At 71.9% G+C, this 20,324-nt stretch carries 15 protein-coding genes, 1 pseudogene and 1 riboswitch; of the genes and pseudogenes, 6 read left to right on the top strand and 10 right to left on the bottom strand.

Going from position 1 to position 20,324, the window contains the following annotated elements:
• Window positions 1-58: 58 nt before the first annotated feature.
• Together KXC43_RS24150 and KXC43_RS51185 are read left to right on the top strand one after the other, a co-directional pair.
• Window positions 59-355, top strand: a complete 297-nt coding sequence (locus KXC43_RS24150) for a GroES family chaperonin (RefSeq protein WP_249999670.1) — start codon at window positions 59-61, stop codon at window positions 353-355.
• A gap of 68 nt (window positions 356-423) precedes the next feature.
• Window positions 424-2,169, top strand: a pseudogene (locus KXC43_RS51185) (PrsW family intramembrane metalloprotease); the annotation flags it as partial.
• Window positions 2,170-3,084: 915 nt separating this feature from the next.
• Here the strand turns inward: KXC43_RS51185 and KXC43_RS24140 are convergent.
• A complete protein-coding gene (locus KXC43_RS24140; RefSeq protein ID WP_221378412.1) occupies window positions 3,085-4,263 on the bottom strand; it encodes an FUSC family protein in 1,179 nt (392 codons plus the stop codon).
• A 227-nt stretch (window positions 4,264-4,490) separates the two neighbouring features.
• On the opposite strand from KXC43_RS24140, the gene KXC43_RS24135 reads away from it, so the two are divergent.
• Window positions 4,491-5,123 carry an HD domain-containing protein gene (locus KXC43_RS24135; RefSeq protein ID WP_221378411.1) on the top strand — a complete coding sequence of 211 codons (633 nt, stop codon included), beginning with the start codon at window positions 4,491-4,493 and terminating at the stop codon, window positions 5,121-5,123.
• 7 nt (window positions 5,124-5,130) lie between these two features.
• On the opposite strand, the gene KXC43_RS24130 is transcribed toward KXC43_RS24135, so the two are convergent.
• The 4 genes from KXC43_RS24130 to KXC43_RS24115 all read right to left on the bottom strand — a co-directional run bounded on the left by KXC43_RS24130 (window position 5,131) and on the right by KXC43_RS24115 (window position 10,162).
• Window positions 5,131-5,394 carry a DUF4031 domain-containing protein gene (locus tag KXC43_RS24130; protein WP_221378410.1) on the bottom strand — a complete coding sequence of 88 codons (264 nt, stop codon included), beginning with the start codon at window positions 5,392-5,394 and terminating at the stop codon, window positions 5,131-5,133.
• Window positions 5,391-7,187 (bottom strand): glycerol-3-phosphate dehydrogenase/oxidase, encoded by a 1,797-nt coding sequence (locus KXC43_RS24125; RefSeq protein ID WP_221378409.1) that lies wholly within the window; start codon window positions 7,185-7,187, stop codon window positions 5,391-5,393. Before KXC43_RS24125 ends, KXC43_RS24130 begins: the two co-directional genes overlap by 4 nt.
• A 110-nt stretch (window positions 7,188-7,297) precedes the next feature.
• Window positions 7,298-8,920, bottom strand: coding sequence for a chaperonin GroEL (gene groL / locus KXC43_RS24120; RefSeq protein ID WP_221378408.1), 1,623 nt, complete (start codon window positions 8,918-8,920; stop codon window positions 7,298-7,300).
• A gap of 321 nt (window positions 8,921-9,241) precedes the next feature.
• The gene (locus tag KXC43_RS24115; RefSeq protein WP_221378407.1) at window positions 9,242-10,162 is read right to left on the bottom strand and encodes a hypothetical protein; all 921 of its coding nucleotides are present in this window, start codon (window positions 10,160-10,162) and stop codon (window positions 9,242-9,244) included.
• A gap of 96 nt (window positions 10,163-10,258) precedes the next feature.
• On the opposite strand from KXC43_RS24115, the gene KXC43_RS24110 reads away from it, so the two are divergent.
• Window positions 10,259-10,768, top strand: coding sequence for a GNAT family N-acetyltransferase (locus KXC43_RS24110; protein WP_221378406.1), 510 nt, complete (start codon window positions 10,259-10,261; stop codon window positions 10,766-10,768).
• A complete protein-coding gene (locus KXC43_RS24105) occupies window positions 10,768-11,253 on the top strand; it encodes a hypothetical protein (protein ID WP_255644706.1) in 486 nt (161 codons plus the stop codon). Before KXC43_RS24110 ends, KXC43_RS24105 begins: the two co-directional genes overlap by 1 nt.
• On the opposite strand, the gene KXC43_RS24100 is transcribed toward KXC43_RS24105, so the two are convergent.
• The 4 genes from KXC43_RS24100 to KXC43_RS24085 all read right to left on the bottom strand — a co-directional run bounded on the left by KXC43_RS24100 (window position 11,192) and on the right by KXC43_RS24085 (window position 17,565).
• A complete protein-coding gene (locus tag KXC43_RS24100) occupies window positions 11,192-12,169 on the bottom strand; it encodes a GNAT family N-acetyltransferase (protein WP_221378405.1) in 978 nt (325 codons plus the stop codon). The two genes, KXC43_RS24105 and KXC43_RS24100, sit on opposite strands and share 62 nt — an antisense overlap.
• A 255-nt stretch (window positions 12,170-12,424) precedes the next feature.
• Window positions 12,425-13,708, bottom strand: coding sequence for a threonine synthase (gene thrC, locus KXC43_RS24095; RefSeq protein WP_221378404.1), 1,284 nt, complete (start codon window positions 13,706-13,708; stop codon window positions 12,425-12,427).
• Window positions 13,709-13,722: 14 nt separating this feature from the next.
• Window positions 13,723-13,858: riboswitch (SAM riboswitch) on the bottom strand.
• An 81-nt stretch (window positions 13,859-13,939) separates the two neighbouring features.
• A complete protein-coding gene (locus KXC43_RS24090; protein ID WP_221378403.1) occupies window positions 13,940-14,803 on the bottom strand; it encodes an ABC transporter permease in 864 nt (287 codons plus the stop codon).
• Window positions 14,800-17,565, bottom strand: coding sequence for an alpha/beta fold hydrolase (locus KXC43_RS24085; protein ID WP_221378402.1), 2,766 nt, complete (start codon window positions 17,563-17,565; stop codon window positions 14,800-14,802). Before KXC43_RS24085 ends, KXC43_RS24090 begins: the two co-directional genes overlap by 4 nt.
• 130 nt (window positions 17,566-17,695) lie before the next feature.
• Between KXC43_RS24085 and KXC43_RS24080 the strand changes: the two genes are divergently transcribed.
• Window positions 17,696-19,927 carry an AAA family ATPase gene (locus KXC43_RS24080; RefSeq protein ID WP_308129227.1) on the top strand — a complete coding sequence of 744 codons (2,232 nt, stop codon included), beginning with the start codon at window positions 17,696-17,698 and terminating at the stop codon, window positions 19,925-19,927.
• Here the strand turns inward: KXC43_RS24080 and KXC43_RS24075 are convergent.
• The gene (locus KXC43_RS24075) at window positions 19,924-20,259 is read right to left on the bottom strand and encodes a DUF3263 domain-containing protein (protein WP_221378400.1); all 336 of its coding nucleotides are present in this window, start codon (window positions 20,257-20,259) and stop codon (window positions 19,924-19,926) included. The genes KXC43_RS24080 and KXC43_RS24075 overlap by 4 nt on opposite strands.
• Window positions 20,260-20,324: the final 65 nt, after the last annotated feature.

Raw genomic sequence — 20,324 nt, 5'->3', positions numbered from 1 at the left:
CGTACCGTCAGCAATCGTGAGCACCGACACCCACACCGAGAGCGGACTGCCGATCCGCATGCTGCACGACCGTGTGCTGGTCCGTCAGGACGGGGGCGAGGGCGAGCGCCGCTCGACCGCCGGCATCGTGATCCCGGCGACGGCGTCGATGGGGCGACGGCTTTCCTGGGCCACCGCGGTCGGGGTCGGGCCCAACGTCCGCTCGATCGTCGTGGGCGACCGCGTGCTTTTCGACCCCGACGACCGCTCCGAGGTCGAACTGCACGGCCGGGAGTACGTGCTGCTCCGCGAGCGTGACGTGCACGCCGTGGCCGCCGTGCGGGTCGAGCCGGACGGCACCGGGCTCTACCTCTGACCCGCTCTTGATCATTCGGGGAGCGCCTCGGGGCGGTCCGTCGCCTTTCGGGTGACTACGCTGGCCACATGGCCGACGATTCGCCCGCTGCTGTCGCTCCCCCCTCAGAGCCGACGGCCGCTGTCGGCACCGAGGTCATGCCTGGCACCGGGCTGTCCGTGGCCGCGCGCCGCACGGGGTGGCGGCGGTGGCTGCCGATCGCCGGCGTCGTCTCCTTCCTGCTGGCCGGCGCCATCGGCATGCTGCTGTTCCTGGGCGTCAACATCGGCCCCACCGGCCTGGCCATCGGCCTGACAGCGGCCGTGCTACCGGTTCCGCTGCTGGTCGCCGCGTTCCTGTGGCTCGACCGCTACGAACCCGAGCCGATCCGCTATCTCGCGTTCTGCTTCGCCTGGGGCGCCGCCATCGCGACCGCCGTGGCGCTGCTGGTCAACACGGGCTCGGCCATCCTGTTCGACAAGATCGGCCTGCCCGACGCGCTGGTGGCGGTGCTGGTGGCCCCGTTCATCGAAGAACTGATGAAGGCGGCCGGCCCGCTGCTGCTGTTCTGGCGGCGCCGCGCCGAGTGGTCCGGCATCACCGACGGCATCGTCTACTGCGGCCTCTCCGCGCTCGGCTTCGCCATGGTGGAAAACGTCCTCTATCTGGGCGAACACGGCTACGCGGCCGGTGTCGAACAGTACGGCCCGGCCACCGGCCTGCAGAACCTCTTCGCGATCTTCATCGTGCGCATCCTCTTCACCGGCTTCGCCCACCCGCTGTTCTCCGCGATGACCGGCATCGGCCTGGGCATCGCGGCCCGCGCGGGCGACCGCAAGGTGCGCTGGCTGGCCCCCATCGCAGGCCTGCTGCTGGCGATGATCCTGCACGGCACGTTCAACCTGCTGCCGACGCTCTCGGTGAGCCTCGCCCAGCCCCTGATCATGCTGTACGGCTATCTGGGCTTCATGGTGCCGTTCTTCTTCGCGGTCGTCGGCTTCGCCATCGCGCTCCGCGCCTGGGAGGGCCGGCTCACCGAACGGGTCCTGCCGTTCTACGTCTCCACGGGCTGGTTCTCACCCCCCGAGGTCGCCGCGCTGGGCAGCCTGGGCCGGCGCTACTCGGCCCGCCAGTGGGCACGCCGGGTGGCGGGCGAGGCCGGCCAGAAGGCGATGAAGAGCTTCCAGTTCGCGTCGACCCAGCTGGCCCTGCTGCGCGACGGCATGAACCGCGGCCTCGACCGCAAGCCGCAAGACCTCCAACGCGCGGCGGCCGAGGAGCAGCGGCTCCTCACCGAGATCCTCGAATACCGGGCGGTCTTCACCGCCAAGGACCCGCAGACCCCGCAAGCCTTCTGGGACGGCCACAACTACCAGATAGCGTTCCCCGACGGGGTTACCCGCACAGTCCCGCCACCCGCCGAGCCGGTGGTCCCGCTGCCGATCCGGTTCGCCCAGCCCGCGTACGCCCAGGGCGGCTACCCCGGGCTTCCGTACGGCGCCCACCCGACGAGCGGGGCGTACGGTGGCCCGCCGCCCAGCTACGGCGTGCAGCCTGGCTACGGAGCGCAGCCCGGATACGGCAGCCAGCCGGGGTATGGCGGGCAGCCCGGCTACGGCACCCAGCACGGGTACGGCGGCCAGCCCGCTTACGGCGCGCAGCCTGGGTACGCCACCCAGCCCACCTCCGGGCCCCAACTTGGGTACAGCCAACCCGTTTCCGGCCCTCAACCCGGGTATGGCGGCCAGCCAGGCGACGGAACTCAGCCCGGGTACGGCGGGCAGCCCTGGTACGGCAGCCAACCCACCTCCGGGCCTCAACCTGGGTACAGCCAACCCGTTTCCGGCCCTCAACCCGGGTATGGCGGCCAGCCGGGCGACGGAACTCAGCCTGGGTACGGCGGGCAGCCCTGGTACGGCGCTCACCCTTGGTACGGCGGCCAACCCGGGTACGGCCCTCAGCCCGGGTACGGCCCTCAGCCCGGACACGGCCCTCAGCCCGGACACGGCCCTCAGCCCGGACACGGCCCTCAGCCCGGATACGGCGGCCGACCCGGATACGGCCCTCAGCCCGGACACGGCGGCCAGCCTGGATACGGCGGCCAGCCGGGACACGAGCCTCAACCCGGATATGGTCCGTCGCCTGTGCCGGGCCAGCAGTCCGGAAACGGCAGTCAGCCGGGTTACGCCGCCCAGCAGGATCACGCCGCTCCAGCAGGACACGGTAGCCAGCCGGAGCACAGCCCCCAGTCAGGCCTCGGTGCCCAACCCACGGGCGGAGTGGGATTCAGTCAGAGTGGCCAATCTGGCTACCCTGACCAGCCCGGGCACTCGGCCCAGGCCGACGACAGCGCGCGGACCGGCGACAGCGCTCAGCCCGGCACGCCGAGCTATGGCGCCCAGCCGACCATCGGCGCTCAGCCGGGGTACGGCCCCCAACCCGGTTACAGCTACCCGCCCGACCACAGCTCTCGGCCCACGACCGGCGGCTACCCGACACCCCCGCCATTCGCCTCACCGCCCGCCGACGTCCCACCGGCCACCGAACCGGAGAGCCGCCCGGCCGACCCGCCGCAGCAGTAGCGGATCACACAAGCGAGAAGCCGCGAGAGCAGCCCGTCGGCGCCCATCTGTCTGTCGGCCGCGCGGGCGACCCAGGCCGTCGCCCCAGCCGCCACACGCGCCTCAGCCGCCACAAGCGACAACCAGCCGCCAGGCGTGAGGACCAGCCGCCACAAGCGAGGCCAGCCGTCAGACGGGAGGGCGGCCCAGGGTCGGGCGGGTAGCGGGCTTGCGGCGGCGGGAGTGGGGACGGCCCACGGCTCGGCGGACCAGGCGGGGCGCCTCGGCGTAGTCGATGCCGCTGGCGCGCAGGATGTCGGTGGCGGCGGTGCGGACCTGGGCGACGATGACTCCGCCGGAGAAGCCGACGCCCTCCTCGTACGCCTGGCCGCACTCGGTCGCGGCGCGTAGGGCGCGTTCGCGGGCGGCGACCGGCTCGACACCTTTGGCCCATTCCTGGCGCAGCAGGTCGACCGCGTCGCCGAGCAGACCCACCGAGACGGCGAGCACCTCCGGGATCGGCTCGTCGTCGCCGAGCGCCGTGTCGGCTCTCCGGCTCATCACGCGGCAGTTCCTCAGGGCGTACGTGATGTGGTTGGCCCCGTCGACGTAGAGGGCCAGCGCACCCCGGCTGCGCCAGCGGGCCGGCGCGAAGGCGACGTTCTCGCGGGCGGCGGTGACAGCCGACGAGAACGCGGCGAACGACGTCTCGGCGGTCCGCAGGTTGCTCAGCGCGTCCGCGATGGTGTCGCGGTTGCGCTCGGCCAGCCCGATGCCGACCTGGTGCAGGCCGTCGGCCAGCGCGCGCAGAGCCGGGTCGGCCGCGCGGCGCACGACGTTGAGCGGGTTGAGGGGCAGCAGCACCGTCATCACGGCCAGGCCGACGCCACCGCCGACCAGGGCGTCGAAGAATCTGGTCCACGGCAGCCCGGTGGTCGAGGTGAGCGTGGCCACCAGCACGGCCGACGAGGCCGACTGCACCACCAGCGGCGTGCCACCCCCGACCGCCGTGGCGACCACCACGGCGAGCAGGACGATCAGCCCGATCTGCCACGGTCCGCTGCCGATGAGCAGGATGATGGCGTCGCCGATCCCGATGCCGATGGCCACTCCGAGCACGAGTTCGGCCGTACGCCGCGCACGCTGCCCCACCGAGGACGCCAGCGTGATCACGGCGGCGATCGGCGCGAAGAACGGCGTGGGCCGCCCGATCACGTCATGCGCGACATACCAGGCGATCCCGGCCGCCACCCCCGCCTGGAGCGCGAGCGCCAGCCCGTGGCGGGCCCGCCGCAGCCCCGCTCGCACGCCGGTTCCGGCCCGGGCGCGCACCCGCGCAACCCGCCCCTGCCGTGCGACCTCGGTCATGACCACAAACCCTAGGTCCTCACCGGCCGCACCATGCAGCACCCAGAGGCCAAGGCCACGCCTGTGGACAACCCGCCGCCCCAGCTGGACAGAAAGCGTAGTTTCACCGCACCCCGGGCGGGTGGGCAGGCGAGGCGACGTTGGGCACGCGAGCCCCGGGGTTCAAGGTCGTCGGGTGGAGCTGAGGCTGCGGGCGGCGTGTTCGGGGGCGGTGCCAGGATTGGGGGGTGGAGAATCTTGTGGGGCGGTTTCGGGAGGCGGTTCGGGCGGCGGGGGCCACGGCGCCGGACGGGGATCTCGACGCGGCCGGTGGGTATCTGATCGGGCGGTGGTCGGAGCCGCAGCGGCAGTACCACACGGTGGCGCATCTGACCGCTGTGCTCGACGTGGTCGACCGGTTCGCTGGGCTGGCGCCGCATCCGGAGCGGGTGCGGCTGGCGGCCTGGATGCACGACGCCGTCTATGACCCGCGGGCCCTGGGCGACGCGAACGAGCGGGACAGCGCCGAGTTCGCCGAGGGGCTGCTGGCCACGCTGGGGGTGCCGGACGCGACCGCGGCTGACGTCGCGCGGCTGGTCGGGCTCACGGCGGGGCACGCGACCGGCGACGACGATCCGGACGGTGAGCTGTTGTGCGACGCCGACCTGGCCGTGCTGGCGGGGGATGACGAGGCGTACGCGGCATACACGGCAGCCATCCGGCGCGAGTACGCCCACGTGCCCGACGAGGACTTCAAGGCGGGCCGGGCCCAGGTTCTCAAGGCCCTCCTCGAGCTGCCCTCCATCTACCGCCTGCCCCCGCTGCGCGAACAGTGGGAGTCGAAGGCCCGCGCCAACCTGGAGCGGGAACTCAACGGCTGAGAGCCGGCTACCGGTGAAGGTGTTTGGGCCGGCGCAGTCCGGCTGCTCGCAGGCGGGCGGCCAGGTCACGCGAGGGCAGCAACGTCGCGCCCAGCCACAGGGCGCTCCGAAACCGTGTTTCGGGAATGTCGTAATGGTCGCGGTCGAAGGCCCGGCGCGGGGCGCCCAGCATCTCGGCGAAGACGTGCAGTTCCTCGTAGCTCGCATCGCTGACCAGATGGGACCAGAGGCGGCCCCGGGCCGGCCAGCGCGGCTCGTCGACGAGGATCAAAGGTCGACTTGCAGCAGGTCGATCCCGCGGTCGGCGGCGTAGCCCCGGACGTCCGGGGCTCCGAGCCGGGCCGCGTCGGCCGCTACGTCATCGGCCATCGTCTGGCTCTGGCGTTCGGCCGTCACGCGGGCCACGTAGTGCTCGATCTCGCGCTCGCGCACCGCCTCGTCCCAGCCCAGCGCCTCACCCATCACCTTCGCCGCGTGCGCTACCGACTCGCTGCCCCGGTGGGCCGTCTCGATCGAGATCCGGGTACGCCGGGTCAGCACGTCGTCGAGGTGCAGGGCGCCTTCGGCCAGGGCCGCGTACGCCACCTCGGCCGCCAGATACTCCGGAGCACCGGCCAGCGGCGTGGCCAGGGCCGGATCCGCCTTGATCATGGCGAGCAGGTGGACCGAGAGCGTGCCGTACCGCTCGAGCAGATGCTCGATCACGCCGGTGGTGACGCCGTGGCGGCGGGCCGTGTCCTGCCGGTCGCGCCACGCGGCCGCGTAGCCGTCGGCCCCGAGCAGGGGCAGTTCCGCCGTACGGGACGGCCGGTCGACACCGAGGCGCCGGGCCGCCCGGTCGATGACGTCGGCCGCCATCACCCGGTACGTCGTGTATTTGCCCCCGGCCACCAGCAGCAGCCCGAGCATCGGCTCGACCACCGCGTGCTCGCGCGACAGCTTGGACGTCGAGTCGGCCTCGCCGCTGAGCAGCGGTCGCAGCCCGGCGTACACGCCCTCGATGTCATCGGTGGTCAGGGGGCGGTCGAGCACCTCGTTGACCTGGTCGAGCAGGTAACGGATGTCGCGCGCGGACGCCGCCGGGTGGGACCGGTCGAGCTTCCAGTCGGTGTCGGTGGTGCCGATGATCCAGTGGCCGCCCCACGGGATGACGAAGAGCACCGACGTGGGCGTGCGCAGGATGAGCCCGGCCTCGCCGGTGATCGCCGAGCGCGGCACCACGAGGTGCACCCCCTTGGACGCGCGGACCCGCAGGCCGGGCCGGACGCCCACGTCGCGCAGCATCTGCGACATGTCGTCGCTCCAGACGCCGGTGGCGGCGACGACCGTACGCGCCCGGACCTCGAATTCCGGCGAGTCGGGCGATTCCAGGTCGCGGACCCGGACGCCGACCACCTCGCGGGCCTCGCGCACGAAGCCGACCACCCGGGCGCTGGTCACCACGGCCGCGCCCAGGCTGGCCGCCGTGCGGGCCAGGTTGACCACCAGGCGGGCATCGTCGACCTGGCCGTCGTAGTAGCGGATGGCGCCGCTCACCGTGTCGGCCCGCAGGCTCGGGAAGAGGTGGCGGGCGCCGTCGCGGCTCAGATGCCGGTGCAGCGGCATGCCCCGGCCCGTGCCGAAGATGCCGGCGAACACGTCGTAGGCGGCGACACCGAGCCCGTAGTAGGCCCGGCGGCCCACCCGGGCGGCCGGGTTGCCGGCCGGCAGCGGCACCAGGATCGGCACCGGGCGTACGAGGTGGGGCGCGAGCCGGGTCGAGAGAAGGCCCCGCTCGGTCAGCGCCTCGTGCACCAGGTGCAGTTCGAGCTGTTCCAGGTAGCGCAGACCGCCGTGAATCAGCTTGCTGGAGCGGCTGGACGTGCCGGCTGCCAGGTCGCGGGCCTCGACCAGCGCCACTTTGAGGCCGCGGGAGGCTGCGTCGAGGGCTGCCCCGGCGCCGGTGACGCCGCCGCCGACGACCAGGACGTCGAATTGTTCGTCACGCAGGCGCCGGAGGTCGGACACCCGCCGGATCGGGGAGAGACGGCCGGCCGCGTAACGGGAGACGGAGGGTTCGCGCACCTGTCCCACGGTACGCGGCCCCGCCGCTCCCCCAAGTGGCTCAGCCACCGCGAGTGACAGAACAGCAAAAGGGCGGGTCGCTCACGCGACCCGCCCTTTCAAGACTGGACTCAGAAGTCCATGTCACCGCCGCCCGGGGCACCGGCCGGAGCCGGGTTCTTCTCGGGCTTGTCGGCCACGACGGCCTCGGTGGTGAGGAACAGCGCGGCGATCGACGCGGCGTTCTGCAGCGCCGAGCGGGTGACCTTGGCCGGGTCGATGATGCCCGCGGCCAGCAGGTCGACGTACTCGCCGTTGGCGGCGTTGAGACCGTGACCGGCCTCCAGGTTGCGCACCTTCTCGACCACGACGCCGCCCTCGAGGCCGGCGTTCACGGCGATCTGACGCAGCGGGGCGTCGAGCGCGACCTTGACGATGTTGGCACCGGTGGCCTCGTCGCCGACCAGGTCGAGCTTGTCGAACGCGGTCTTGCCGGCCTGCACCAGGGCGACGCCACCACCGGGCACGATGCCCTCCTCGACGGCCGCCTTCGCGTTGCGAACGGCGTCCTCGATGCGGTGCTTGCGCTCCTTGAGCTCGACCTCGGTGGCCGCGCCGACCTTGATGACCGCAACGCCGCCGGCCAGCTTGGCCAGGCGCTCCTGCAGCTTCTCGCGGTCGTAGTCGGAGTCCGACTTCTCGATCTCGGCGCGGATCTGGTTGACCCGGCCCTGGATCTGATCGGCGTTGCCCGCACCATCGACGATGGTGGTCTCGTCCTTGGTGATGACGATCTTGCGGGCCGAGCCCAGCAGGCTCAGGTCGGCGTTCTCGAGCTTGAGGCCGACCTCTTCGCTGATGACCGCGCCACCGGTGAGGATGGCGATGTCCTCGAGCATGGCCTTGCGACGGTCACCGAAGCCGGGGGCCTTGACGGCGACCGACTTGAAGGTGCCGCGGACCTTGTTGACGACCAGGGTGGCCAGGGCCTCGCCCTCGACGTCCTCGGCGATGATGACGAGCGGCTTGCCGCCCTGCATGACCTTCTCGAGGACCGGCAGCAGGTCCTTGACCGCGGAGATCTTGCTGTTCGCGATCAGGATGTAGGGGTCGTCGAAGACGGCCTCCATGCGCTCGGCGTCGGTCATGAAGTAGGCCGACACGAAGCCCTTGTCGAAGCGCATGCCCTCGGTGAGCTCGAGCTCGAGACCGAAGGTGTTGCTCTCCTCGACGGTGATGACGCCTTCCTTGCCGACCTTGTCCATGGCCTCGGCGATGATTTCGCCGACCGTGGAGTCACCGGCGGAGATGGAGGCGGTCGAAGCGATCTGCTCCTTGGTCTCCACGTCCTTCGAGAGCTGCTGAAGAGCCTCGGAAACGGCCGAGACGGCGGCCTCGATGCCCCGCTTGAGGGCCATCGGGTTGGCGCCCGCGGCGACGTTGCGCAGGCCCTCGCGAACCAGCGCCTGGGCCAGGACGGTCGCCGTCGTCGTGCCGTCACCGGCGACGTCGTCGGTCTTCTTGGCGACCTCCTTGACCAGCTCGGCGCCGATCTTCTCGAAGGTGCCCTCGAGCTCGATCTCCTTGGCGATGGATACACCATCGTTGGTGATCGTGGGCGCGCCCCACTTCTTCTCGAGCACGACGTTGCGGCCCTTGGGGCCGAGCGTCACCTTGACGGCGTCGGCGAGCTGGTTCATACCACTCTCGAGGCCGCGACGAGCTTCCTCGTCAAATGCGATGATCTTGGCCATACGGCTGTGTCCTCCTGGACATTCGAGGTGCTGGGCCGTGGGCCCCGCCCCCGCACGTGTGCGGAACTCTGCGGACGTCACCACCTGGCGATGTGACGTCCTCAGGCCGAGCCGGATAGCCCGCGACGACCGGCCCCGTGCCCCGGCGCCGATGGCGACGCCGCGACCGAGACCCCACCGTCCCGACCTGCTTGGCACTCAGCAGTACCGAGTGCCAATGACTTGTTTAGCACTCTCACAGGGCGAGTGCAAGAAAACCCGTCCGACCGCCCCGCCCCCGCCCAAGACCTGACTGAAGGCTGAGCTGCTGGCCCTGCCCGCTCAGTCCTCGGGGGCGGCCAGCTCGCGCATCAGGGAAAGGCTGGTCACCGGCTCGTCGGCCCGGCGCGCCTGCGCGTACGTGACCAGGGCCGCGATCGCCCACAGCTGAACCGCGACCACCCCGGCCGCGGTGGCCGCGAACCCGCCGAGCAGAGCCTCGGCCACCCCCGGCGCCACGACGACCGCGGCCGCCGCGGTGATCAGGCCGACCGGCCGGACCCGCGTGAGCAGATGCAGCGCGCGGCGGCGCCCCCGGCCGCGTTCGATCAGCACGACACAGCCGAGGACGCCGCCGAAGGTCAGCACGCCGGTGGAGACGACCCCGAGCACGACGGCGAGCGGCACAGCGGCGGCCAGACCGAACTGATCCTCGGTGAGCAGCAACGGCAGGCTGCCGGTGAGCACCGAGAAGGCGGCGAACCACAGCCACAGGGCCCGCAGCCGCAGGGCGACCAGCGACCAGGCGCGGCGCAGCCGGGGTCGGGAGCCGCCGGCCGCCCGGGGCACGGCCACCCCGGCCACCCCGGCCAGGCTCAGCACCTGGGGCAGCGCGGACACCGCCAGATAGGCCAGCCACATGAACGGGAGCAGCAACAGCCCCAGACCGTCGGCCAGGCCGGAGAGGTACGGCGCGGCGATCACCGCCTCGTCGAGCCGGCCGACGAAGAAGTGCATGGGCAGGGCGATCAGGACCATCACGGGCAGCAGGGCGAGCGCGTTGCGGCCGAGCACCCCGCCGAAGCGGTGCGACCACTCCGCCTGGCCCGGGCCGGGGACCAGCGGGTCGGACAGCGACGGGGCCGGCGGCACAAACGCGCGGGACAGGGTGAGGTCGGCCGTGCGCCCCTCGGCGTCGAAGGGGTCGGCGGCGGCCACCACCGGCGCCTCGACCATGAAGATGCGAGCCTCGCCGTGGTCCATCCGGACACCATGCCCGAGCCAGGGCCGGGCCGCCACCCCGTCCGATGTGCGCCAATCCGCTTGCCGCCCGGCACCGGGCGGGGTAGTCAGGACGGCATGGGCAGCTGGAACGTGCATCGGGTGACGGCGGACGACGCGGCTCGCATGCGCGCGTTACGGCTCGAGATGCTGGCCGACAGCCCCCTGGCGTTCCTCGAGACGCTCGCCGACGCGGCCGCGCGGTCCCACGAGTCCTACCGCCGCCGCATCATCGAGGCCTCGACCGGCGCCGGCTTCGCCAATTTCGTGGCCGATCCCGGCCACGGCGGCCGCCTGATCGGGCACGCCGGCGGCACGGTGATGCCCGAGTTCCCGGGCGAGACGGTGATCTTCGCGGTCTACGTCACGCCGGCCCACCGCGGCGGCAAGGTGCTGGCCGACCTGATCGAGGCGGTCAACGACTGGAGCCGGGCCGCGGGCCGCAGACGGGCCCTGCTCGAGGTGGTCGTGGGCAACGACCGGGCCGTCCGGGCGTACGAGAAATTGGGTTTCACCGACACGGGTGAGCGCGTGCCCCACCCGGTGATCCCCACGCTCACCGAGCTGCGGATGCGCCGGAGCCTCTGATGCCCGCGCGCCACGTGACCCGGGGCATCCTCACCGCGCTGAACGGCACCACCGGCGCGGGCCTGCTGATCGCGCTGGCCACGCGCACCCGGCTGCGCCGTGGCCGGCACGGGGTGCTGATCGCCGAGGGCTACCGCCTGCCGGTTCCGCCGGCCTCCTGCTTCACGGTCGGCTCGGTGATCCTGACCCGGCGCAGCGCCGAGTGGCTGCTCGACGACGAACGGGCCGCGCTCTTCGGCCACGAGCACCGCCACGCCGAGCAGTACGCGGTGCTCGGCCCGCTCTTCTGGCCCGCCTACTGGGCCGCGTGCGGGTGGTCGTACGCCACGACCGGCTCGTGGGGCGTCCGCAACTTCCTCGAGAAGCACGCGGGGCTGAAGGCCGGCGGCTACCCCGCCGACCTCCCGCTGCGCCCGTGGGCGGTCAGAGGTCTTTCTGCCATTCGATCCAGGCGTCGACCGCCCGGAAGCCCATCGCCCGGTTGATGTTGAGCATGAAGGCGTTCTCGGTCGCGTTGAACGTGTCGATCGCCTTGAGCTGGGGCTTGTGCTCCCGCAGGTGGTCGAGGTTGTCCAGTTTGACCAGCATGCCCAGCCGGTGGCCGCGGTGGTCGGGGTCGACCAGGGTGGTGTTCTGCCAGGCGTGGGTCTCTTCGTCCATGTCGGAGACCAGCCAGGTGAAGGCCACCATCTTGTCGCCGATCATCGCGCCCGACTGGTAGCTGCGGCGCCCGCGTCGCTCGCGCGCCTCTTCGCCCTTGCGCATGCGGTCGGCGTCGAGGTTCTCCTGCTCCCAGTTGATGCCGCCGGTGGGGGCGTCGACGTTCAGCCGGCCCTCCAGATAGGCCAGGTCGTCGATGATGTCGTCGGGCGCGACCCCGACCCACCGGCGCAGGTGGTAGCCCTCGGCGTGTTTCTCGGCATCGGCCCGCAACTCGGCCAGCCGGGTTTCGTCGAGAGTGGTGAGATCGAGCCGGCTGCGGGTCTCGGCCAGGCCGGCCTTGGCCCCCATCGCCTCGGCGAAGGCGGCGCCGTCGGGGTGCCGGTCGACCGTGGCCGCGATCAGATGCCGGCGGTTGTTGGCCCGGGCGCGCTCGACGGCGAGGTCGTGGAACGCCCGGCCCAGCCCGTGACGCCGATGAGCGGGCAGCACGAGCAGGTCGACGTCGACATTGGCCAGATTGTCGAGCTGCGGGTACGAGAGCTCGAGGTAGCCGGCGGGCTGGTCGTCGACGTAACCCAGATAGCGCTCGTATGTCACACCGGGTGGCGGATAGTCGAAGAGCGCGAGGAAATTTTTCTGCGACTGGTAGGGGATGTCGGGACAGTCGTGGACCGCCGTCGCCCGGGCGATCTCGTAGGCGATCTCGGGTGAGGTGAGGGGCCCCGTAGAAATGCGCATGGCCGCCACCCTGCTCGGTGACGGCCATGAACGCTAACGAATTAATCGTTTGAAGTTGGTCGGGATGGCGGACGCACAGCGCCTCCGGCACTGGGTCGTTGGGCACCTCGAGAGATTGTCGCCAAGCTCGAAGGTGAGGGGCCACGTACGGCGTCACGCCCTCCCGCAGAGAGCATCCTGCCGATCCGGAGATGCCGGCGCAAGCCCTCTGGCGATGGAATTCTCACTTCCTGGCGGAACGCCGACTACGCAGCGTCATCCCAGCAGGCCCGCCTCGCGCGCGCCGCGCAGCGACGGCTTGATCCGATGCGTGGGCCCGACCTGCTCGGCGACCGCGTCGATGGTCTTGAGGCCCTCACCGGTGTTGTAGACGACCGTCTCCTTCTCGGGATCGAGCTTGCCGCTCTCGACCAGCTTCTTGAGCACCGCCACGGTCGTGCCGCCCGCGGTCTCGGCGAAGACGCCGGTGGTCTCGGCGAGCAGCCGGATGCCGGCCCGGATCTCGTCGTCGTCGGCGAAGTCCATCCAGCCGCCGGTGCGCCGGACCGCCTCGATCGCGTACGCCCCCGCCGCCGGGTCGCCGATGTTGAGCGACTTCGCGATGCCGGTCGGCTTGACCGGCACGATCTCGTCCGTGCCGGCCTGCAGCGCGGTCGCGATCGGGTTGCACCCGGCCGACTGCGCGCCGAACACCTTCCAGCCGCCCTCGGGCGCCTCGACCAGGCCCGCCTCGACCAGCTCGGAGAACGCCTTGTCGACCTTGGTGAGCAGCTCACCCGAGGCCATCGGGATGACCACCTGGGCCGGGATGCGCCAGCCGAGCTGCTCGGCCACCTCGTAGCCGAGGGTCTTGGAGCCCTCGGCGTAGAAGGGCCGGACGTTCACGTTGACGAACGCGGTGTCCTCGAACTCGTCGGTCTCGACCAGCTCGCCGCAGAGCCGGTTGACGTCGTCGTAGGAGCCCTCGATGGCGACCAGGTCACCGCCGTACACCGCGGTCGTGATGATCTTGCCCTGCTCCAGGTCGGACGGGATGAAGACGATGCTGGGAACGCCGGCCCGGGCCGCGTGGGCGGCCACCGAGTTGGCCAGGTTGCCGGTGGAGGCGCAGGCGAACCGGGTGAAGCCGAGGCCGCGGGCGGCGGTCAGCGCCACCGAGACCACCCGGTCCTTGAACGAGTGGGTCGGGTTGGCCGAGTCGTCCTTGACCCACAGCGGGGCCCGCAGCCCGACGGCGGCGGCCAGAGCGGGCGCGCTGACGAGCGGGGTCAGGCCGGGGTCGAGGGTGACGCGGGTGGCCGGGTCCTGACCGGCCGGCAGCAGGCCGGCGTAGCGCCAGATGTTCTGCGGACCGGCCTCGATCTGCTCACGGGTGACCCGCGCGAGGGCGGCCTGGTCGTAAGCCACCTCGAGCGGGCCGAAACACTCGTAACAGGCGTGCTGGGCGATCAGCGGGTATTCGGCGCCGCAGGCGCGACAGACCAGCCCGGTGGCGGGCGAGGCGGAGACAGAAGCGGGTGCGCTGACGGCAGACGTCATTTTAGAGGCCTTCCCTCTCATCTTTCCCCGCGGCGATCTGCCGGACCGGGGACGGAATTAGCACCTGCCACGCGCGGCCTCTCCGTCGAGACATGCGTGGTGGTTGCCGGGGCTTCACAGGGCCGTTCCCTCTGCCCCTCTGGATGAGGTATTCAGTTGTGTTTCCAACACCTTACGTCGAGATCCCCCGCAATAAAGCAGGGGATCCCGAGGTGTGAGCAAGACCCGCGCCTACGAGGTGACGTCCTTGCGGGTGAAGCGCCAGAACGCCACGCCCCAGCACAAGGTCGCGTAGGCGATCGCGCTGATCGCCCCCTTGACCAGGTCGTCCACCTGCGCCGGGGTGGAGAGCAGACCCATCCAGGCATCACTGAAGTGGGTCGGCAGGAGGTAGCGGACGGTCCCCAGCGCGGTGATCTGGTCGAGGATGCTGGACAGGATCCAGATCATCACCGCGCCGCCCACCGCACCCAGCGGCGCGTCGGTCAGCACCCCGAGCAGGAACGAGAGCCCGGCCACGACCAGCATCGAGATCGCCAGGAAGCCGACGATCGCCAGCAGCCGCAGCAGGCCCGGCCCGGGCGCGATCTCGGCCGCCACCGTGCTGCCCAGCGGGTTCCAGCCGTAGCGCAGGGTGCCGGCGATCAGCGCGACACCGGTCAGCACGAGCAGGGCGACCGCCGAGTAGGCCAGCGCGACGATCAGCTTCACCGCGAGCAGCCGGGCCCGCGGCACCGGCACCGCCAACAGGTAGCGCAGGCTGCCCCAGCTGGCCTCGCTGGCCACCGTGTCGCCGCAGAACAGCGCGACCACCACGACCAGCAGGAAGCCGGCCGAGACGGCCAGACAGAACAGCGCGAAGTTGAGCCCGCCCGAGGTGGCCAGGCCGACCAGGCTGTCGAAGGCGCCACCGCTCTCCTCGTCCTCGCCGCCGCCGAACTCGAAGGCGGCCAGGACGATCAGCGGCAGCACCGCCATGAAGCCCAGGGCGAGCTGGGTGCGCCGGCGCGACGCCTGGCGGCGCACCTCGGCCCAGATCGGCATGGTGCGTGACGGCCGATATCCGGTCGCGCCCGACTCCGTAGCGACGCTCATCGGTCCCCACTCCCCCGCGAGTTGTCCCCCACCAGCGCGAGGAAGGCGTCCTCGAGCCTTCGCCGCGGCACCACCCGGTCGACGGCGACCCCCGCCCGGACCAGCGACGCCACCACCTCGGAGCGGGGCGTGCCGTTCATGTCGACGATCAGTCCCGACGGCCCGTCGGGCAGCACCGAGCGCACGCCCAGCTCGTCGAGCACCCGCTCGGCGGCCGGCACGTCGGACACCTCCAGCTGCACCGACGGGGATTCGCCGACGATTTCCTCGACCGGGCCGGAGGCCACGATCCGGCCCTTGTTGACCACGACAGCATGCGTACAGGTCTGTTCCACCTCGGCCAGCAGGTGGCTGGAGACCAGGACCGCCCGGCCGTCGGTGGCGTACCGCTTGAGCACCCGGCGCATCTCGGCGATCTGCGGCGGGTCGAGCCCGTCGGTCGGCTCGTCGAGCACCAGCAGCTCGGGCAGGCCGAGCATGGCCTGGGCGATGGCGAGCCGCTGGCGCATGCCGTGGCTGTATTTCTTGGTACGCCGGTGGATCGAGTCGCCCAGCCCGGCGATCTCCAGCGCCTCGTCGAAGCGGGCGTCCGCCCACGGCCGGCCGGTCGCCTTCCAGTACGCGTGCAGGTTTTCCAGCCCGGTCAGGTGCGGCAGGAAGCCGGGCCCCTCGACGAGCGCCCCGACCCGCGACAGCACCGGGGAGCCGGGCTCCAGCCGGTGGCCGAACACCAGCGCGTCGCCCGCGGTCGGCATGGTCAGGCCCATCAGCACCCGCAGCGTCGTGGTCTTGCCGGCGCCGTTCGGCCCGAGCAGCCCGACCACCTGGCCGCGCTCGACCGTGAAGCTGATCTCCTCGACGGCGACGAACCCGTCCCCGTACGCCTTGCGCAGCTTGCGGACCACGAGCGGCGTCTGTGCGAACTCGGGCAGGGTCGGCTCGTGCTGCCCGCGGGCGCGCCGGCGCCGCACGAGCAGCAGCACGGCCAGACCGAGCACGATCGCCCCGAGGAGGCCGGCCAGCACGTAGCGCCAGATGGTTTGCGGGTTGGCGATCGGCGTGCCCACAGCGGTCGGCAGTTCGAGGGCGGAGGCGACCTGCACCGTGTACGTCGCCGGCTGCACCGGCGACAGGAAGGCCTGGTCGGTCGTGGCCACCACGACCCGTACGGTGTGACCGGCCTCGATCCGCCGCACGATGGCCGGCAGCCGGATCGTGCGCTCCTGCGCCTGCTCGACCGAGGTGGGCAGCTCGGTGAGCCGCACCGGGGCGACCAGCCCCGCGCTCAGCGTCGGCGTGCCGGACTCGTCGACGTCGTAGAGCTTGACGAACAGTGTGGCCTCACCGGTCGGCGAGGCGGCCCGAAGCCGGACGGCGGGCGCCCCGACCACGTCGATCGCCGAGCCCACGGGCCGGGTCTCGAACGTCGCGAACTGGCCCGGGATGTCGGCCGCGACACCGGAGAGCAGCTGACTCAGCCGTCCGCCGGTGCCGGGCAGCGACGAGATGGCGCCGGGGTTGCCGTTGGGCGGGTTGGCGATCGGCTGCGCCGGGCCCTCGAGCTCGAGCTCGGTCCGGCCGGTTCCGGCCAGTCCCGGGTACGCGTCGGTCGAGTAGCCGTTCGTGACGAGATCCCGGTCGAGCGCGCTGAAGCCGGCCACCCGCGAGTAGGTGAAGCTGTCGGACGGCGCGTCGCCCTCGCCCTTCACGTAGTGGTCGAGCCACTGCACGGTCAGGAACTTCACCCTGTCCTGGTCGCTCTGCGGCCCGGCCCCGCCGTCGTGCCCGCCGGTGAACCAGGCGACCCGCACCGGCGTGCCGGTGGCCGCGATCGAACGGGCGTTGGCGTCGGCCTCGCTGAGCGGGAAGAGCGTGTCGACCGCGCCCTGCACGAGCAGCGTGGGCGCCTTGATCTGTCCCACCGTGCCGGCCGGGCTCGACCGGCGCAGCAGGTCGAGCGTCGACGCCTCGGGGCTGCCGGTGGTGGCCACGTCGAGGTAGGCCTTGCACACATCGGCGGCGAACCGCCCGCAGGCCGGGTCGATGGTGATGCCGGTCGGCGGTGGTGCGGCGGCCCCGTCGGCCGGCACCGTGCCGCCGTTGCCGAAGAAGACGCCGGCCCAGCCCTTCTTGAAGACGCCGGTGGCCGACGTGTCGGCCGACTGCGGCAGGAAGACGTTGGTCAGGTCGTTCCAGGTGATCGAGGGGACGATCGCGTCGACCCGCGGATCCTGACCGGCCAGCATCAGGGCCAGCGCCCCGCCGTACGACCCGCCGACCACGCCCACCCGTGGGTCGCCGGCCGCGTCGGTCCGGATCTCGGGCCGGGCCGCGAGCCAGTCGAGCAGGCCCTGAGCGTCCCGCACCTCGTAGTCCGGGCTGTTCAGGTGGATCTGGCCGCCGCTGCGCCCGAAACCCTGGGCGGTGTAGGTCAGCACCGCGTAGCCGCGCTCGGCCAGCGACTCGGCGTCGCTGCTGACCGACTCCTTGGTGCCGCCGAAGCCGTGCGCCAGCAGCACCGCGGGCACCTTGCCGTCGCGGTCGCGGGGCAGGTAGAGCCGGGCGTCGAGGGCCACGTTCTCGTTGCGCTCGGGCCCGCTGACCACGGTGATCATCTCGTCCTGCGTGGTCCACCCGTCCCGCTCGGGCCACACCGCCCAGCCGACCAGCCCGGCGACGAGCACGAGAGTGGCCGAACCGGCGATGATGCGCCTGCGGGTCGGCCGGGGCAGGGCGCGGCGCAGCCGGCTCGTCCAAGACATGCATGAAAGCTAGCCTGAGCGGTCTGAGCAGTGCCTGTGAAACCTCTCAGCAAGCGGGCGGGCGATGCTGCGGCCGGGCGATAACGTGGACCATCGGGATCAGACGCTCGACCGACAGGGGCCTGCACGCGTGGATGAGGAACTGAAGCTGACCGCGACCCTGCGGCCGGCCGGGCTCGACGACCGTCGCGGGATCGTGCGGCTGCACCCCGAGGTGATGACCGCGTTGGAGATCAACGCGGGTGATCCCGTACGCCTTCGGGGTGTCACCACGACGGCGGCGCTAGCGGCCAAGGCCGAAGCCGGCGCCAGCCGCGAGTTCCTCTACGCCGACGACCTCACGCTCGGCAACCTCGGGCTGCGCGAGGGCGGCCAGGTCACGATCGCCCGGCAGCCAGCGGTGGCGGCCCGCCGGGTGACGCTGGCCGGCGAGGCCGACGTGGTCGCGTTGGTCTCGCCCGAGATCCTGCGGCTCGCCCTGCTCGGCAAGGTGGTCAGCACGGGCGACCGGGTGTCGCTGCGCCCGCAGGACGTGCTGCCGCTCGGCGACCGCCCCCAGATGCCCGACATCGGCCGGCGGCTGCGCAACCGGCTGGGCTATCAGTGGAACGTCGCCCTGCTCACCGTGGCCGAGGTGACCGACTCCGACGCGGCCGTCATCACCATGGGCACCGTGGTCGCCTGGCAGGACGGTCCCGTCTCCACCCCGGTGCCCGGCCCGGCCGCCCGCCCGCAGGAGCCGGCCACCACCGATCCCGAGGTGCCGCCGCTCAGCATCGACGACCTGCCCGGCCTGCGCTCACAGGCCAAGGAACTGGAGGAGCTGCTCGATCTGGGCTTCAACCACGGCGAGGTGCTGGCCCGCCTGGGCACCAAGATCTCGCTCGGCGTGCTCGTCTCGGGCCCGGCCGGCTCGGGCAAGTCGGCGCTCGTCCGGGCCGTCGCCACCCAGGTCAAGGCGCGCGTGGTCCAGGTCTGGGCGCCCGGACTGGCCGCGCTGACCAACACCGCGGCCGCCGGCCGTCTGCATGAACTGGCCCGCGAGGCCCGCGCGGGCGGCGCCACCGTGCTGCTCTTCTCGGACGTGGATTCCATCGCGCCCCGCGACGAACCCGGCCCGATCTCCATCGTCTTCCGCCAGGTGCTCGAGGAAACGCTGCGGGCCGGGGTGGCGGTGGTCGCCACGACCAGCCGGCCCGAGTCGGTCGACACCTCGTTGCGCTCGCCCGACCTGCTGGCTCTGCAGCTCGCCGTGCCGCTGCCGGACTCGGCCATGCGGCTGGAGCAGTTGCGTGTGCTGACCCGTGGCATGCCGCTGGCCGAGGACGTGCGCCTGGACGACATCGCCGGGCGCACTCCGGGATTCGTCGCGGCCGACCTCGGCGCGCTGGCCCGCGAGGCCGGCGTCCGCGCCGCCCTGCGGCAGACCGACAAGAACAAGGACGGCGAGTCCGACACCGAGTCCCCAGACCCCGCGCAGGTCACCATGGCCGACTTCGAGGGCGCGCTCGACGTCGTGCGGCCGACCTCGATGGCCGACTCGACGCTCGAGGTGGCCGCGGTGACCCTGGACGACGTCGGCGACATGGTCGAGGTCAAGCAGACGCTGACCGAGTCGGTGCTGTGGCCGCTGACCTACCCCGACACGTTCGCCCGGCTCGGCGTCTCGCCGCCCCGCGGGGTGCTGCTCTACGGGCCGCCCGGCTGCGGCAAGACCTACCTGGTCAAGGCGATCGCCGGCACCGGCAAGGCCAACGTGCTCTCGGTCAAGGGAGCCGAGCTGCTGAGCAAGTGGGTCGGCGACAGCGAACGCGCGGTCCGCGAGCTGTTCCGCCGGGCCCGCGAGGCCGCTCCCACGCTGGTCTTCCTGGACGAGGTCGACGCGCTGGCACCCACCCGCGGGCAGGCCAACGACGGCGGCACCACCGACCGGGTGGTGGCCGCGCTGCTCACCGAGCTCGACGGCGTGGAAGACCTGCGCAACGTGGTGGTGATCGGCGCGACGAACCGGCCCGACCTGATCGACCCGGCCCTGCTGCGGCCCGGCCGGCTGGAGCGGCTGGTCTACGTGCCACCGCCGGACGCCGAGGCGCGGACCGAGATCCTCAAGGCGACGGCCAAGTCGGTGCCGCTGGACGAGGAGGTCGACCTGGCCGAGCTGGGGGCCGAGCTGGAGGGCTTCTCGGCGGCCGACTGCGCGGCGCTCATCCGGGAGTCGGCCCTGTCGGCGATGCGCGAGTCGCTCGAGGCCACGACGGTCACCGCGGCCAACGTGGCCACGGCCCGCAGGCGCGTACGGGCGTCACTCGACCCCGGCCAGGTGGCCTGGCTCGCCGCGTACGCGGAAACGCACCAGGCTTAGCGGCGGCGGGTCCTTGCTTTGCTGGAGCGGAGGCGCCGCAGCCGGCCGACGAGAACCGGGTCGTGCTCGAGCGCGGCCGGGTTGTCGAGCAGAGCGTTGAGCAGCTGGTAGTAACGCGTGGAGCCGAGGCTGAACGTGTCGCGGATGGCCTGTTCCTTCGAGCCGGCGTGCTTCCACCAGCGGGCCTCGAAGGCGAGGATCTGCTGCTCACGCTCGCTCAGCGCAGGCGCCTTCGCTGCGGGCTCCGCCGCAGCAGAAGGCTCAGCGAGCGGCTCGGCCCGCGGAGCCGGGATGTGCTGCTGCTCTTCGGACGGGTCAGCGGCGGGCTGCATGACGGCTCCACAGAAGAAGGACGAGCACAGATGTACGAAGCGGGGACCGTCAGCATAAGTCTGAC

Origin of the sequence: Paractinoplanes polyasparticus (assembly GCF_019710575.1) — a bacterium.
Classification (GTDB): domain Bacteria; phylum Actinomycetota; class Actinomycetes; order Mycobacteriales; family Micromonosporaceae; genus Actinoplanes; species Actinoplanes polyasparticus.
This window is presented reverse-complemented; position numbering and strand designations above follow the sequence as displayed.

What these genes read in the sequence shown, in the direction of transcription:
- KXC43_RS24150 (WP_249999670.1), top strand. Translation starts at nt 59, where the DNA reads ATGCTGCACGACCGTGTGCTGGTCCGTCAGGACGGGGGCGAGGGCGAG.
- KXC43_RS24140 (WP_221378412.1), bottom strand. Translation starts at nt 4,263, where the DNA reads ATGACCGAGGTCGCACGGCAGGGGCGGGTTGCGCGGGTGCGCGCCCGG.
- groL (WP_221378408.1), bottom strand. Translation starts at nt 8,920, where the DNA reads ATGGCCAAGATCATCGCATTTGACGAGGAAGCTCGTCGCGGCCTCGAG.
- KXC43_RS24115 (WP_221378407.1), bottom strand. Translation starts at nt 10,162, where the DNA reads ATGGACCACGGCGAGGCTCGCATCTTCATGGTCGAGGCGCCGGTGGTG.
- KXC43_RS24110 (WP_221378406.1), top strand. Translation starts at nt 10,259, where the DNA reads ATGGGCAGCTGGAACGTGCATCGGGTGACGGCGGACGACGCGGCTCGC.
- KXC43_RS24105 (WP_255644706.1), top strand. Translation starts at nt 10,768, where the DNA reads ATGCCCGCGCGCCACGTGACCCGGGGCATCCTCACCGCGCTGAACGGC.
- KXC43_RS24100 (WP_221378405.1), bottom strand. Translation starts at nt 12,169, where the DNA reads ATGCGCATTTCTACGGGGCCCCTCACCTCACCCGAGATCGCCTACGAG.
- thrC (WP_221378404.1), bottom strand. Translation starts at nt 13,708, where the DNA reads ATGACGTCTGCCGTCAGCGCACCCGCTTCTGTCTCCGCCTCGCCCGCC.
- KXC43_RS24090 (WP_221378403.1), bottom strand. Translation starts at nt 14,803, where the DNA reads ATGAGCGTCGCTACGGAGTCGGGCGCGACCGGATATCGGCCGTCACGC.
- KXC43_RS24085 (WP_221378402.1), bottom strand. Translation starts at nt 17,565, where the DNA reads ATGTCTTGGACGAGCCGGCTGCGCCGCGCCCTGCCCCGGCCGACCCGC.
- KXC43_RS24075 (WP_221378400.1), bottom strand. Translation starts at nt 20,259, where the DNA reads ATGCAGCCCGCCGCTGACCCGTCCGAAGAGCAGCAGCACATCCCGGCT.